The organism is Eubacterium sp. BL-380-WT-2B (assembly GCF_009696115.1).
Lineage (GTDB): Bacteria > Bacillota > Clostridia > Eubacteriales > Eubacteriaceae > Eubacterium > Eubacterium callanderi.
This window is the reverse complement of sequence record NZ_VUMP01000001.1, coordinates 290057-303654: the sequence shown is the minus strand read 5'-3', so window position 1 is coordinate 303654 and position 13598 is coordinate 290057. Positions and strand designations below refer to the sequence as shown.

Sequence of the window (13598 nt, the reverse complement as noted above, 5' to 3'; positions counted from 1 at the left end):
TGTTCCTATTTATTGACTTCTGTCGGTCACATAAATAGCACAATTTTATCTTCTAATGCAATTTAATATCTTATCATAATAAATTTTAGCCGTCAAGGCTTTTTTTATTGGATTGGTAAGTCTGAAATTTCCTTAAGCAGCCCGTTTAAAGAAAACGCTGCCGCAGCCTTTCCCATAGCGATCTTAAATTTAACACAAATTTAACATTCACCCATTGACGCAGTGCCGCAAAAACTGCTATAATGCACTAACAGTTGAAAAGGGAGTAGTTTAAGACGCGCCGTCAACACCACGGTTTTTAACCTGGCGGTGTGCGCCTATCTTTTTTGGTAACGAGACTTTTCGACAGCCTGGCAAAAGGGCTGCCGGAAGTCTTTTTTTGGTGCTTCCGGTGTATACAATCTTAACAAAGGAGTATCGATAATGTCAGAAACCTTTTTTAACCGTTCTGCGCAGGAAACACTGGACGAGCTGCACACCTCGCCCTCGGGCCTCAGCACTGCCGAGGCTGAAAGCCGGACCAAAACCTTTGGCCCCAACAAGCTTTCAGAGGGCAGGAAAAAAAGCGTCGCTGTGGTTTTTCTGGAGCAGTTCAAAGATCTGCTGGTGGTTATCCTCACCATTGCCGCCATTATTTCCCTGCTTTCGGGCGAAAGCGAAAGCACCATTGTTATTTTTGCTGTTTTACTTTTAAACGCCGTACTCGGCACCGTTCAGTATGTTAAAGCTGAAAAATCCCTTGAGAGTCTGAAGGCCATGTCCTCGCCCGTTGCCCGGGTGATCCGCGACGGAGCGCGCCTTGAGATCCCCTCCCAGGAGGTGGTCCCCGGTGATATTCTGCTGCTGGAGGCCGGCGACCTGGTGGTTGCCGACGGACGTATCCTGGAAAATTTTTCACTCAAGGTCAATGAAAGCTCCCTGACTGGTGAATCCGAAAGTGTTGACAAAACCGCCGATGCCATTCCGTCTGAAAAGGTAGCCCTCGGCGACCAGATCAACATGGTTTTCTCCGGTTCTCTTGTAACCTATGGACGGGCAACCGTTGTTGTCACCTCCACGGGCATGGGCACAGAGCTCGGCAAAATTGCTTCTCTCATGAACCAGACACAACAGCGGAAAACGCCGCTTCAGACCAGTCTTGATAATTTCAGCAAAAAACTGGCTGTCATTATTCTGGCCGTCTGTGTGGTGGTTTTCATGCTCTCCGTTTTCCGCAGCCACATGCCGGTACTGGATTCCCTGATGTTCGCGGTTGCCCTGGCTGTAGCCGCCATTCCTGAGGCGCTCAGCTCCATCGTGACCATCGTTCTGGCCATGGGAACACAAAAAATGGCCAGACAGAACGCGGTTATCAAAGACCTCAAGGCCGTCGAAAGCCTCGGCGCTGTCTCGGTCATCTGCTCAGATAAGACTGGAACACTGACCCAGAACCGCATGTGCCCCCAGAAAATCTATGCTGATGGCAGGCTCACCTCCTGTAAGGACTACGACCTCACCAACGACGCGCAGCGCCTGCTGTTAAAAATCGCTCTGCTGGCAAGCGACGCCACCACAGATGAAAACGCGGGCACCTCCATTGGAGACCCCACCGAGGTAGCTCTGGTACAGATTGGGGATTCCTTCGGCATTGAGGAATCTACCTACCGCAGCCAGCACCCCCGCCTGCGTGAGCTGCCCTTTGACTCTGACCGCAAGCTCATGAGCACCCTCCACGAGCTCGAAAAGGTACCGACCCTGCTGACAAAGGGCGCGCTGGATGTCATGCTCGAGCGCTCCAACTGGATTTACACCACCGATGGTATCCTGCCAATGACTGATGAAAAGCGCAGCGAGATCATCAACACCAACCGCTCCCTGTCCGAGGAAGGGCTCCGCGTTCTGGCCTTCGCTTACCGTGAACTGCCCGGGGTGCGGGATCTGTCCATAGAGGATGAAAATGATTTTGTGTTCGTCGGTTTGATCTCCATGATCGACCCGCCGCGTCCAGAATCTGTCCAGGCTGTGGCTGACGCCAAACGGGGCGGTATCCGCACTGTCATGATCACCGGGGACCACAAGATCACCGCAACCGCCATCGCAAGACAGGTCGGTATCTTCGAGGACGGTGACATTGCTGTGGAAGGCGTTGAGCTCGATGCCATGACCGATGCCGAGCTGGACGAAAAGCTTCCCCGCATTTCTGTCTATGCCCGTGTCTCACCCGAGCATAAAATCCGCATCGTCGACGCCTGGCAGCGCCAGGGACGGATTGTCTCCATGACCGGTGATGGCGTCAACGATGCTCCAGCCCTCAAAAAAGCCGACATTGGCGTGGCGATGGGCATTACCGGCACCGAGGTCAGCAAGGACGCAGCATCCATGATCCTGACTGACGATAACTTTGCCACCATCGTCAAGGCTGTTATCAACGGGCGTAATATCTATGCCAATATTAAAAACGCCATTCAGTTTTTGCTCTCAGGCAACACTGCGGGTATCCTCTGTGTGCTATACGCCTCACTGATGGCTTTTCCTGTCCCTTTTGCCCCGGTGCATCTGCTGTTCATAAACCTGCTGACTGACAGCCTGCCCGCCATCGCCATTGGCATGGAGCCCTCACGCCGCGGACTTTTGAACCAGCCGCCCCGCAATCCTAAGGAACCGATTTTAAACGGCAGCCTGCTCAAGCGCATTGTCTCTCAGGGCCTGCTGATCGCTGTTGCCACTATGGCAGCCTTTTACCTTGGACATCAGACCGGCAGCGCCATGCTGGCCAGCACCATGGCCTTTGCAACCCTGACCCTGGCCCGTCTTTTCCACGGTTTTAACTGCCGTGGTGATGAGTCCATTTTCCGGCTGAAGTTCGGAACTAACAAATATTCACTCATGGCCTTCTTTGGCGGCGTCCTGCTTCTCGCAGCGGTGCTTTTTATACCAGGCCTTAACACCCTGTTCCTTGTAGCGCCGCTCACCATGACTCAGATCGGCCAGATCATCCTGCTGGCATTCCTGCCTACCCTGATCATTCAGATTGTTAAAGTGATTACTGACCGGCAGCACGGCAGTGTCGTGACTGGCAAAGCCACGCTTTCGGACGATTAAGCATTTAAAAATCCCGGTTTTCAAAAGAAAACCGGGATTTTTTGCTACATCAGCAAAAACATTGCAAAGCTGAAGATCATCTCTTCATTTCCCTGAAATGCCTCAATGGCATATGGAATTGCTTCCTTGGGAATCTCATATTTTTCAATGTTCGCTTCATAATCATTATAATATTCGGAATTAATATTCATTATTTTCTCCTTAATAGACGCCGTATTCTTTAACAAAATTCAATAATTCTTTATACAGATTTATATCCGCGTCATTTGCCCGAAGCAGTGATTTGTCTAAGCTGAAAATATAATTTCCGCCTGGAGCCAGCACATCAATTATTTCCTTGGCCTTATCTTTCACCTGCTGCAATGTACCTGCCTTAAGCAGCGACAGAGGATAAAAACCCGTGAGGACAAATTTTGAACCGAGTTTTTCCTTGAAAACCTTGGGATCACCAAACTCTGCCATCAACTGGCATCCCTCCGGAAGCTCCTGCATATAGTCCAGGTAGCGCGTAAAATCATTTTCCATAAAAATTGAGACTGCCGTATTGGTTTTAACCAGCTCCTCAACCAGCTTTTTAAAGGTTGGCCAGTAGAAGCGCTCAAAATCCTTCTTTTTAATATAGGTTGCCATATGGAGCGGGATCATACAGGCGCCGCGCACTTCAGGCGTTCCCTTGGCCCCTGCCTTGATCATCAATGGGAGGACCGCTTCACAGGCCGCTTCAACTTTTTCCGGATTCCTTCGAATATCCATGGACATGCCCGTAAAGGACCGGAGCAGGTCTGCGATAAAATCCATGGGCGCATCTGTTTGTGCAAAAGCGCCGCCCAGATTTGATTTACCATATTTCAGACAGATTTCATTTTTAGCTGCACCGATTTTCCCCATTGTTCCATAAAAGCTTGAAAAACCTTTTGCCAGAGACATGGAGGATTCCGGCCACGGCTTATCGAGCTCTTTATACAGTCTTGGGATAATCTCATCCCATAGGAATTTGTAGGGCGCTTCGATCAATGCGTCATATTCCCCAGGCTCCATCACAGAAATTTCCGGATGCTGTAAAAAGCCATCGCTCCCCATCTGAAAATGCCTTGCGCCCAGAAGCTTATAAAAATGCGGGAACCGTACTGTTGTGACACCAAGATTATCGCTTTCAAAATCCTCCGCGACACGTTCCATAGCCTTTATCAGATAATTAATATCAAACTGGTGAATATTCAGATTGTAGCCTGCATACTCCAGAGCAGCGGCTGCGTCCATGTTCAGATTAATGGGCACACGCTTGGGAATTTTTCCTGAACGCACATCGGTATAAAGCTGATTTCTTTCAACTGTGTTTTTGTTTATTTCCATACTAATCTTTTTCTCCTTCGCCTTCTGTTTTTAGTGTCTTGTATTTTGATTTAAAAAATAAATATAAACCTGTTCCTAAAATATAAAGCAGTATTACGATATTTACCGTTGCCGGATTCCCGGCAAACAGAGCATACACCTGGGTGGACATAATGAGGTATGTAATGACCACCATTACCCTGAGACGCCATTTGGGATAACGTTTCGAATAAACGCTTTGCTTCCATTCTTCTGGATATTTCTCCGGTAATTTCAAAATTCCCGCCATCGGGATCAATATTGACAAAATGGTCATACCAACCGCAATTTTAGAAACCACTGTTAAATCCATCCCTAAAAGCGCTGGGACGAGCCCCAGAATATAGAAAATGGTCGTCAGAATATAGGGAACCTCGTATTTATTTGTTTTTCCCCAGGCCTTTGGCAGCCAGCCATCCTTGCAGGCCTGAATTAAAGAGCTCGAATACCACACAAAGCTTGAATTTAAAGTGGTGATTAACGCTCCCAGCGCTCCACCAACGATGAAAATGCTGAAAAGCAAATTACTGGGATATACGATACGGGCCGTGACAACCAGGGATTGATATGCTGCTTCAGCCTGCGGAATCACACCGCTTGCCACAATACCAATGAACATATACAATATCGTCACACCAATGGTAACGATATAGATAACCTTCATCATCACCTTTTCAGGATTTCTGATCTTCGGTGCAAAATCCGTGATGATATATGCACCCCCAACAGCGAAGAATAAAAGTGAAACTGCAGAGTAAAAACCACCGAATCCATTTACAAAGAATGCTCTTTGTTCAAAAAAGTTAGATTCCACCTTTCCAATGCCAAAAATAACAAAGGAAAGCAGACTGAATACCAAAATGACAAAGAGAACATTCTGCACAATCGCTGCATTTTTTATGCCAAAAAGATTGATGATATAAAACAACGTTAAGACACCTGCCGCCACCACCTTCATTCCTACCGGATTGTTAAGCGCTGGGATCAGGCTTGCCAGATACTGCGCAATGGATATGCCAAAAATCGCAATCGTGATCCGTCCAAAGAAGTAAGTATATACATATAAGCCGCCTGCCTCTTTTGTAATCAGCTCTTTAGAGTAGCTGTACGCAGCGCTCATTCTGGGAAGAACGCTGCTCATAATAAAGAGAGGCCGAAAAGAGATCAGAAACAGGACAGCACACACTGCAAATGCTACAAAAACGCTCCTGCCGGTCATTCCAATGCCGATACCTGTCAGCGTAATAATTCCTGATCCTATTGTAAAACCGGTTGCCATCGTAAGTGTTTCGAAAAAAGAAAGCCTGTTGTCTTTTTTCATCTGGTAACCTCCCGGCAGATAAGTCTGTTGACTCGCTGCCTCAATCTTTAATTGTCAGCTACCTTTCTTTCCGCGATTTCAGCGCGCAATTCTGGTAATTTTCTTTCATTGACGTTATAAAACAGCATCGCAATCACAGCGACAAGGCTGACGCCTGCCGGGAAAAACATTGCCAGTGATTTTATACCTTCTATTACTTCTGGTGTTGGCTCAACCCCGCTTTGAAGTCCGATGAGCCCAAGACCAAAGGCTGCTACGCTCGTTGAAAATACCGCCGCAATTTTTATGGAAAGCTGGTAAACACTGAATATAACTGCTCTGGCATTATAGCCTGTTTTCCATTCGCTGTAATCAGTGATATCTGCATACATGGCTGTATTGACAACATTCGGGAATGCGACCCCCACGTAACCAATACAGGCAATAACCAAAACAAGCGTCGCATTGCTGGCATTAAAGAACATGAGCACCAACGCTGCACAAATCCAGACCATTCCTAAAATATAGGTTTGTTTTTTAGTCAGCTTTTTGGTAATAAATGGTACAAGCGTTGACCCAATAAGCATGAGAATACTGGTCAAGCCGAAAAATGTTGGAATGATATCCGGATTTTTGACAACATAGATATAAAAATAAGGGAACATTGCAACAATCAGCAAGGTCGTTAATACTCTGCACACATCTGCGACTAAAATCGCCAAAAGCGGACGGTTTGTTACCACCTGTTTAAACATCTGTGCAACTGTAACTTTTTCGGCCTTACCACCCTTGACAGTAACGCCTGAATCCTTGTAGTCTTTTGTGGCTGCAAAAAGGTTTCCATATCCTAAAACTGTCAGAAGCCCTAATAGCAAAGCCGTGATAAAAAATCCCTGTACCGTCATTTCCTGAGCGCCGGCAACCAGATAGATTAAAGGCAGTAAACACCAGCCAGCCAGAATTTTGCCAATAGAGTTTCCCTGTCCACGGAAGGTGGAGAGTTGCACACGCTCCGCCGCATCAACAGTCAGCGTCGAATTTAAGGATGTGTAGCCAATGTATGAAACATTCGTGGCAATACAGAATGCCGCATAGAAAATTGTATAGAGCACAATGTAGGCGCCCTCTGGGAGTCCTGTTAGGTTTGCGCACATAATTGTGTTGAAAAGAAGTATAAAGAACGAACCAATGAGTATCCATGAACGGTAGCGTCCCCATTTAAAATTGCTTTTCTCAATGATCGGTCCGAGTATCGGAACACTGATCGTGTCCAAAATACGGCCAAAGGTCATAATAACCCCCGCCTGAACTGGAGAGATTTTCAATACCTCTGTAAAAAAAACCAGATAATATGTATTTGAAAATGTAACCATAAAAATAAAACATAAATCTGCAAAGCCATATGAAAATTTTATGTAATTACTTAATTTTTTCATCTCGATCTCCTTATTTTGCCTATCATAGCGTATAAAATCCGTTTGTTCATATTAACAGTTTGATGACAAATCCAAACAGCTTCTCCTGGGCTACCTGCCAGTAAGGTTCAAGATAGCTGTTTTCCTCATAATCAATTTCATTTTGTTCACAGTATTCTTTCCATGTTGCCAGATATTTTGTATTTTCTTCCATTGCCTTCCCTCCTAATATTTCCCGTAGGATTCTACAAATTCATACAGCGCCCTTACATTTTCCGGCGTTCCGTCGTTTGGATAGGTAATCCCTTTAGCAACAGTAAATATATAGCCTCCGCCCGGCGCCAGAACATCCATCAATTTTTTTGCTTCATCAATAACTTTTTCTTTTGTACCATACTGAAGCAATGACACATCATAACCGGCAGTAATACACATGGTCTTACCCAGCTTGTCTTTAGCCAGCTGCGGATCCATATATTCAAAGGCGCCTAGAATGTGTCCCTTTGGAAGATCCTGAAGATAGTCATAATAGCGTGTCCAGTCACCTTCAAAATAAATGCGCATATACTGCCCTCTTGCCGCCATACGCTCTACCATTTCTTTAAAAGTCGGCCACCAAAGTTTTGCAAAATCTTTTTCACGCATAAAAACAGGCATATGAAGTGGAATGCTAATGAGTTTCCCCTTTACCGCAGGCAGCTGGGCTGCTAATCGGTCCATCAGTGGTAATACAGCTTCTGCTGCTGCCGCAACTTTTTCCGGACATCTCCGAATATCCATTGTAATTTCTGAAAATCCGCGAATCATATCCGAAATATAGTCCATCGGCGCTTCAACCAGTCCTGCACCTGTCAGAGGCAGACCATATTTCTTACTGACACGTCCTGCCTCCATTAAAATCGGGGTGGTCATGTCAGTCTGTATATTCATCGCCCGGACAAGCGACATCCCATAACCAGCTCCCTCCGAATCCAAAGCTTTGTAGACTCTCGGCAAAACCTTGTCCACAATAAACCCAAATGGGTTTTTAATAAAAGCATCATACTCTGAACGATCCATACAGCTGACTTCCGGATGCTGCATTATCCCAGTTTTACTTTCAGTAAAATTAATTGATTTTAATGATTTGTAAAACAAAGGATTTCTTGAAAACAAAGATGGGCATGTATCTGTCGCAAAATCCTGAGCAATTTTCTCCATTGCCTCTCCCATTATCTTTGGATCTACCGCGCTCCCCTTGATAGGATAGCCCGCGTAATTAATGGCCCAGTACTCACCAAACCTTGTTTCATGAGGAACCCTGTCCGGCTGCTCCAAATCAACAGCCTGAATATACCTCTTTTCCCTTTCTTCATACAACTGATCCACGTTTTTATTCATCATGTCCCCTCCTGACTGAATTTTAAACTGAATATTCAATTCTATATTCAGTATGATACAATGAACTCGTTTTCTTGTCAATGTTTTTTTGTTTAATTTATTTTTTTACTATTTTAAATATTGATTAATGCCAAATTTCACGTGTACTTTTGAAAATAATATAGTATAATGAATAACCACAAAGCATTTTAGAGGATGGTCAATGGATACATACAAAAATACAGATGAGGGACAAAGAGAAAATATTTTATATACGGCAAAGGCACTTTTCCTGGAACTAGGCTACCGTAAAACAACCATTGCGTTAATCGCTGAAAAAGCTGGCGTTTCAGTTGGCCTGGTGAATTATTATTTTAAAAAAGAAGAAATTGTCGGTCAGATATTTCACGATTTCATTCTTTATATCCGTCGTTTTTTAAACAAAAAGCTTGGCTTTATGATTGAGAACCAGTTTCAAATGCACATATTATTCAATCGTATTTTTTTCATTAAAATTTTTGAGGCCCCCGCGGCCTCAGAACTGTACAGTCTTCTCCGTGAAAAAGAGCTTTATCTTGATGCTACGCATGATTATATTCGCAGCTCCATGTCTGCCATTATTCTGGAGTTTGATCTCGACATACAGCCAAAAATGTTCAGAAAACTGACCATTGCTGAATACGGCGCCCGAAAAGCCCTTTATCAGGATATCTACAATTCCCCCAACAAAGAAATTTCCATAGAATTTACCGACTTTTTATCAACTATTTCTGTCCGGTTGGCTGGTGTTACTCCTGAGATTGTTGATGAGAATATAAAGCACTGTAATAAGCTTATGCGCTATATCGATCTTGACAACATTCATTTTGAAGATGACTTTCATTCTCTCGATGAAGTGCCATAACCTTTTTCAAAAAATACAAAAGCCCCATTCTCTACAAGAATGGGGCTTTTAAATTATTATTTTTCCTGATCAGCGTTACACCATCAGCTCACAAATAGATCTCGCAAACTCTACCGGATCCTCAATGGTCATGCCCTCAATAAGCATAGCCTGGTCATAAAGCAGGTTGGCGTATTTTTTCAGCTTATCGTTGTTTTTGTCCTCATAAGCTTTTTTCAAGGCATCAAACACCGGATGGCTTCCATTGATTTCGAGAACCTTGTCGGCTTTGACGTCACCGCCCATGGGCTGTGCGTTTAAGACCTTTTCCATTTCTAATGATATTCCCTCTGTCGAGAAGCATACCGGATGACTTTTCAGTCTCGTGGACAGTTTAACAGCATTTACCTTACCGTCCAGAGCATCCTTGATGGCGGTCATTAAATCTTTATTTTCTTCATTTTTGGCTTCGGATTCTTTTTTAGCCTCTTCGGACTGTTCGATACCCAGATCATCATCGGAAGCGGAACGGAATTCTTTTTCATCATATTTCATGAGGCTCTTAAGCGCAAATTCGTCCACGTCATCAGTACAGTAAAGCACTTCATAGCCCTGGTCTAAGAGCATCTCGATCTGCGGCATTTTTCCAATCTTTTCAATGGAATCACCGCAGGCATAGTAGATATATTTCTGGTCTTCCTTCATTCTGCCCACGTACTCGGCAAAGGTGACTGCTTTCTTTTCGCTGGAGCTGTAGAACATAACCAGATCTTTGAGCTTATCGGCGTTCATGCCGTAATTTTCGTACATACCAAATTTGAGTGGCAGGCCGAAGTTTTTATAGAATTCATCATATTTTTCACGATCTTTTTTCTGCATGTCCATAAGCTCAGAGGTGATTTTCTTTTCAATACGCTGAGCAATGGCCATGACCTGACGATCCTGTTGAAGCATTTCTCTGGAAATGTTCAGTGACAGATCCTGTGAATCGACCAAACCTCTGACAAAACCAAAATAGTCTGGCAGCAGATCCTCACATTTGTCCATAATCAGCACGCCGCTGGAGTACAGCTGCAGGCCTTTTTTAAATTCCTTTGAAAAATAATTATACGGAACATTCGATGGGATGAACAGCAGCGCATCATAGGTACACACCCCTTCTACATGGGTTGCGATAACCTTGGCAGGATCGGTATAGTCATAGTATTTTTCCTTGTAGAAATTATTATAGTCCTCATCAGTGACTTCACTTTTATTCTTTTTCCACAGCGGCACCATGCTGTTGAGGGTTTCTTCTTCCAGGTAGGTATCATACTGTGGTTCGTAATCTTCTTTGGCTTTCTCTTCCTCTGAGGCTTCTACCAGGGTACTCTTTTCCACTTCCATTTTAATAGGGTAGCGGATATAGTCGGAATAGCGCTTGATCAGTTCTCTGAGACGGTATTCTTCCAGGTACTGGCTGTATTTTTCATCCTCTGTATCGTCCATAAGTGTCAGGATGATTTCAGTCCCGACCTCATCTTTATCACATGTTTCAATGGTGTAGCCTTCCGCGCCTTCGGATTCCCATTCATAAGCCACATCGCTGCCGTCTGCCTTTGTCCGGACCTTGATGTCCTTGCTGACCATAAAGGCAGAATAGAATCCGACACCAAACTGGCCGATGATATCAATATCTTCCTGAGCTTCATGTTCAGACTTAAATTCCAGAGAGCCGCTGTTGGCGATAATACCAAGGTTTTCTTCCAGCTCTTCCTGGGTCATCCCGATACCATTATCGGTGATGGTCAGCGTTCTTGCTTCCTTATCCGGAATAATGTGAATCGCGTAGTCTTCCCTTGAAAGGCCGCTGCCACCCTCCGACATATTTTTAAAGTAACGCTTGTCAATCGCGTCGCTTGCGTTTGAGATGATCTCTCTTAAAAAAATCTCTTTGTTTGTATAAATCGAATGAATCATTAAATCCAGCAGGCGTTTGGATTCTGCCTGGAATTGCTTTTTAGCCATAATCTCCACTCACTTTCGTTTCGTTATTGTTAGCACTCGTTATCTTCGAGTGCTAACAATACTATAGATCATTCTGATAAAAAAATCAAGATCTTTTGAAGAAAAATTTAAATAATCTTAATGACAATTTTAGTTCTCAGGATTTTCTCCCGTTTTTGGGCAGTCTCTGTTACTGCCGGTACCTTTATAAAAACTTAACAGGGATTTCCTTCCCTTTCCGAAGCATCGGATTGAAAGGCTGCCGGCACCTCTTCTGACGCCCCTGCTTTTTGTTATATCTATTTTTTACCGTATCCTTTTATGCACCACATATACCCTATGCCTCCAGCCAACAAGATGAACAGCACTGTAAAAATGGCTGCGGCGTTATGGCTTCCAGCCATCCCGGTTTTCACACTGCCGCCCCCATCTCTGTTTAAGGTACCGGCACCAGCCTCAGTGACCGCTGCCAGATTCTCCATCTCTACAGTTACTTCATATATCTGACTTGTTAAATCCTCTGCGATAACTGTGTAGTCCACCGGTTCGGTAAAATCATTGACGGTATGGCCGCTTATCTGAAGGGCTTCACCGACTCGGACCTCTGCGCCTTCACTGGCCTCAAACACAGCAGTCTGCCGGCTCAGGTCCGTATTCCATGGAACCTTTACAGTAATCTTATACACATCCTTATCAATTGTTCCTGCGTTTTCGCCAAGCTTAAACCCTGTGATCGCCTTTTCCGCTGAAAGATCTGGCGCTGGGTCATCAGAGGTGTAGGTTTTCTGGATAACAGGAGTATAAAGGTCTGTGATTAACTGGTGTCCTTCCAGATTTGGGTGGGGATCAAAATTCAGGCACAGTTTTCCGTCAATATTTTTTATTTCAACATTGGTCAGGTCAGGATGGTTAAATTCCTCATAGATGTCAACAGAATGGTAGCCCTCTGTATTTTGAAGAAAAGCCTGATTCATTTTTTCAATATAGTAAGCGCCATCGGCGCTCAGGTCAATGGCTTCAAACTGCTTAAAGATCATGGGAAGCTGCCTCGCAAGCTCTGGAAAAAGCTGGCTCAGATCAACTTTTTCTCCATAAAAAGGATTATACAATGTGTTCCAGTAAATTTCAGCCTCTGGAGCCTGCTCATGCAGCGTGTTCAAAATCGCCGGCTGAGTCTTTTCTCTAAAATTCTCACAGCCTGCCAGCAGCTCAGGGTTATCCTTTAATGTTTCATTGAGCTGGCTGAGGGTATTGGCAATCTCAGTGACCAGACTATTCTGCCTTTCCCTTAACCACGCGTCACTGCTCCGGCCTTCCGCCGCCTCGGCAGACAGGAACTCCAGCTCGCTGACCTTTTTACTGAAATTATCGTCAATGGCTTCCTCTACAATTTTAATGAAAGGGCCCAAAAGATCGTTTGACCCAATGGTTACGGTTACCACATCGGCGTCCTTCAGCAGTCCAGCATACTCTCCGCTTTGCAGAGCCTTCAGCAGCTGTTCACTGGTCCAGCCGGATACAGCCTGATTGGAGGTAAGAGCCAGCCCCTCCTGGGCGTTCAGCATTTCCCCCAGATTCCTGACAAAGGCTCCCTCTGGCGTTGGAAAACGGTCATCATTCGGCGTACCGTGTTTGTACCCCGGCAGTGCGTACCCTGCGGCAATGCTGTCGCCAAAGGCCACATAATTTGTCCTCACTCCGGTGTAGTGTATGCGGCTGGGTTCTATTCCATAATGTAGCAGCGCCTTCTTAGTCTCCCTGCTGCTGGTTTCAAAGACTGTCGTCTCAGGCAGGCCGTCAAAAGCATGGGATGAAAGCGCAACCTCGCCCTCAAACTGTACTTTTTCAAGACTACCGCACCCGCTAAAGGCATAATCGCCAATGGCTTTCACCGCGTAAACCCTGACCTCCTCAAAATCGCCATAATCCGTCACTGACTTTGGTACAAAAACAGTCCCGGTAATTTCCTCATCAACCGCTGGCGATATGCCGTCTCCAAGCTGCGCTTCATTTTCATCCAACACTAAAAAGGCTACAGGGTAAGCTTCTGGCGTCCCGCATTTATAGCTCTCGATAAGACCGCCAGCTTCTGCTGTTTCTGCAAAGACGCTCCCGATTCCAGTACCTCCCATGGAGCCTGTCATCAAAAGCGTCATGGCCATTAATCCGGCTAAAATTTTCTTAATCTTCATTTCCCTCTCCT

10 protein-coding genes are annotated in these 13598 nt (G+C 45.1%); 2 read left to right on the top strand and 8 right to left on the bottom strand.

The genetic code is table 11. The annotated features are described in order from the left end of the window. The first annotated feature begins 423 nt into the window (after positions 1-423). Positions 424-3081, top strand: coding sequence for a cation-translocating P-type ATPase (locus FYJ53_RS01360; RefSeq protein ID WP_148429181.1), 2658 nt, complete (start codon positions 424-426; stop codon positions 3079-3081). Between the two features lie 44 nt (positions 3082-3125). Here the strand turns inward: FYJ53_RS01360 and FYJ53_RS21080 are convergent, their stop codons facing one another. Genes FYJ53_RS21080 through FYJ53_RS01340 form a run of 6 tightly spaced genes read right to left on the bottom strand, consistent with a single transcriptional unit; the run spans position 3126 to position 8550 of the window. Further along, positions 3126-3272, bottom strand: coding sequence for a hypothetical protein (locus tag FYJ53_RS21080; protein WP_013382430.1), 147 nt, complete (start codon positions 3270-3272; stop codon positions 3126-3128). 10 nt (positions 3273-3282) lie between these two features. Further along, positions 3283-4434, bottom strand: a complete 1152-nt coding sequence (locus FYJ53_RS01355) for a uroporphyrinogen decarboxylase family protein (RefSeq protein WP_090413906.1) — start codon at positions 4432-4434, stop codon at positions 3283-3285. Position 4435: 1 nt separating this feature from the next. Then, complete coding sequence (locus FYJ53_RS01350; protein WP_148429179.1) at positions 4436-5773, bottom strand: APC family permease; 1338 nt, start codon at positions 5771-5773, stop codon at positions 4436-4438. Positions 5774-5820: 47 nt separating this feature from the next. Then, positions 5821-7188 carry an MFS transporter gene (locus FYJ53_RS01345; RefSeq protein WP_013382433.1) on the bottom strand — a complete coding sequence of 456 codons (1368 nt, stop codon included), beginning with the start codon at positions 7186-7188 and terminating at the stop codon, positions 5821-5823. Between the two features lie 46 nt (positions 7189-7234). Further along, positions 7235-7381, bottom strand: a complete 147-nt coding sequence (locus tag FYJ53_RS21075; protein WP_013382434.1) for a hypothetical protein — start codon at positions 7379-7381, stop codon at positions 7235-7237. Positions 7382-7392: 11 nt separating this feature from the next. After that, entirely contained in the window at positions 7393-8550 is a 1158-nt protein-coding gene (locus FYJ53_RS01340; protein WP_013382435.1) for a uroporphyrinogen decarboxylase family protein, read from the bottom strand. A gap of 199 nt (positions 8551-8749) precedes the next feature. On the opposite strand from FYJ53_RS01340, the gene FYJ53_RS01335 reads away from it, so the two are divergent. Continuing rightward, positions 8750-9430, top strand: coding sequence for a TetR/AcrR family transcriptional regulator (locus FYJ53_RS01335; protein ID WP_013382436.1), 681 nt, complete (start codon positions 8750-8752; stop codon positions 9428-9430). Between the two features lie 75 nt (positions 9431-9505). On the opposite strand, the gene htpG is transcribed toward FYJ53_RS01335, so the two are convergent. Continuing rightward, positions 9506-11416 (bottom strand): molecular chaperone HtpG, encoded by a 1911-nt coding sequence (gene htpG, locus FYJ53_RS01330; RefSeq protein WP_148429175.1) that lies wholly within the window; start codon positions 11414-11416, stop codon positions 9506-9508. Positions 11417-11694: 278 nt separating this feature from the next. Then, positions 11695-13587 (bottom strand): GDSL-type esterase/lipase family protein, encoded by a 1893-nt coding sequence (locus FYJ53_RS01325; protein ID WP_148429174.1) that lies wholly within the window; start codon positions 13585-13587, stop codon positions 11695-11697. Positions 13588-13598 lie beyond the last annotated feature (11 nt).

Coding starts and splice junctions, on each gene's coding strand:
- FYJ53_RS01360 (WP_148429181.1), top strand. CDS start 424: ATGTCAGAAACCTTTTTTAACCGTTCTGCGCAGGAAACACTGGACGAG.
- FYJ53_RS21080 (WP_013382430.1), bottom strand. CDS start 3,272: ATGAATATTAATTCCGAATATTATAATGATTATGAAGCGAACATTGAA.
- FYJ53_RS01355 (WP_090413906.1), bottom strand. CDS start 4,434: ATGGAAATAAACAAAAACACAGTTGAAAGAAATCAGCTTTATACCGAT.
- FYJ53_RS01350 (WP_148429179.1), bottom strand. CDS start 5,773: ATGAAAAAAGACAACAGGCTTTCTTTTTTCGAAACACTTACGATGGCA.
- FYJ53_RS01345 (WP_013382433.1), bottom strand. CDS start 7,188: ATGAAAAAATTAAGTAATTACATAAAATTTTCATATGGCTTTGCAGAT.
- FYJ53_RS21075 (WP_013382434.1), bottom strand. CDS start 7,381: ATGGAAGAAAATACAAAATATCTGGCAACATGGAAAGAATACTGTGAA.
- FYJ53_RS01340 (WP_013382435.1), bottom strand. CDS start 8,550: ATGATGAATAAAAACGTGGATCAGTTGTATGAAGAAAGGGAAAAGAGG.
- FYJ53_RS01335 (WP_013382436.1), top strand. CDS start 8,750: ATGGATACATACAAAAATACAGATGAGGGACAAAGAGAAAATATTTTA.
- htpG (WP_148429175.1), bottom strand. CDS start 11,416: ATGGCTAAAAAGCAATTCCAGGCAGAATCCAAACGCCTGCTGGATTTA.
- FYJ53_RS01325 (WP_148429174.1), bottom strand. CDS start 13,587: ATGAAGATTAAGAAAATTTTAGCCGGATTAATGGCCATGACGCTTTTG.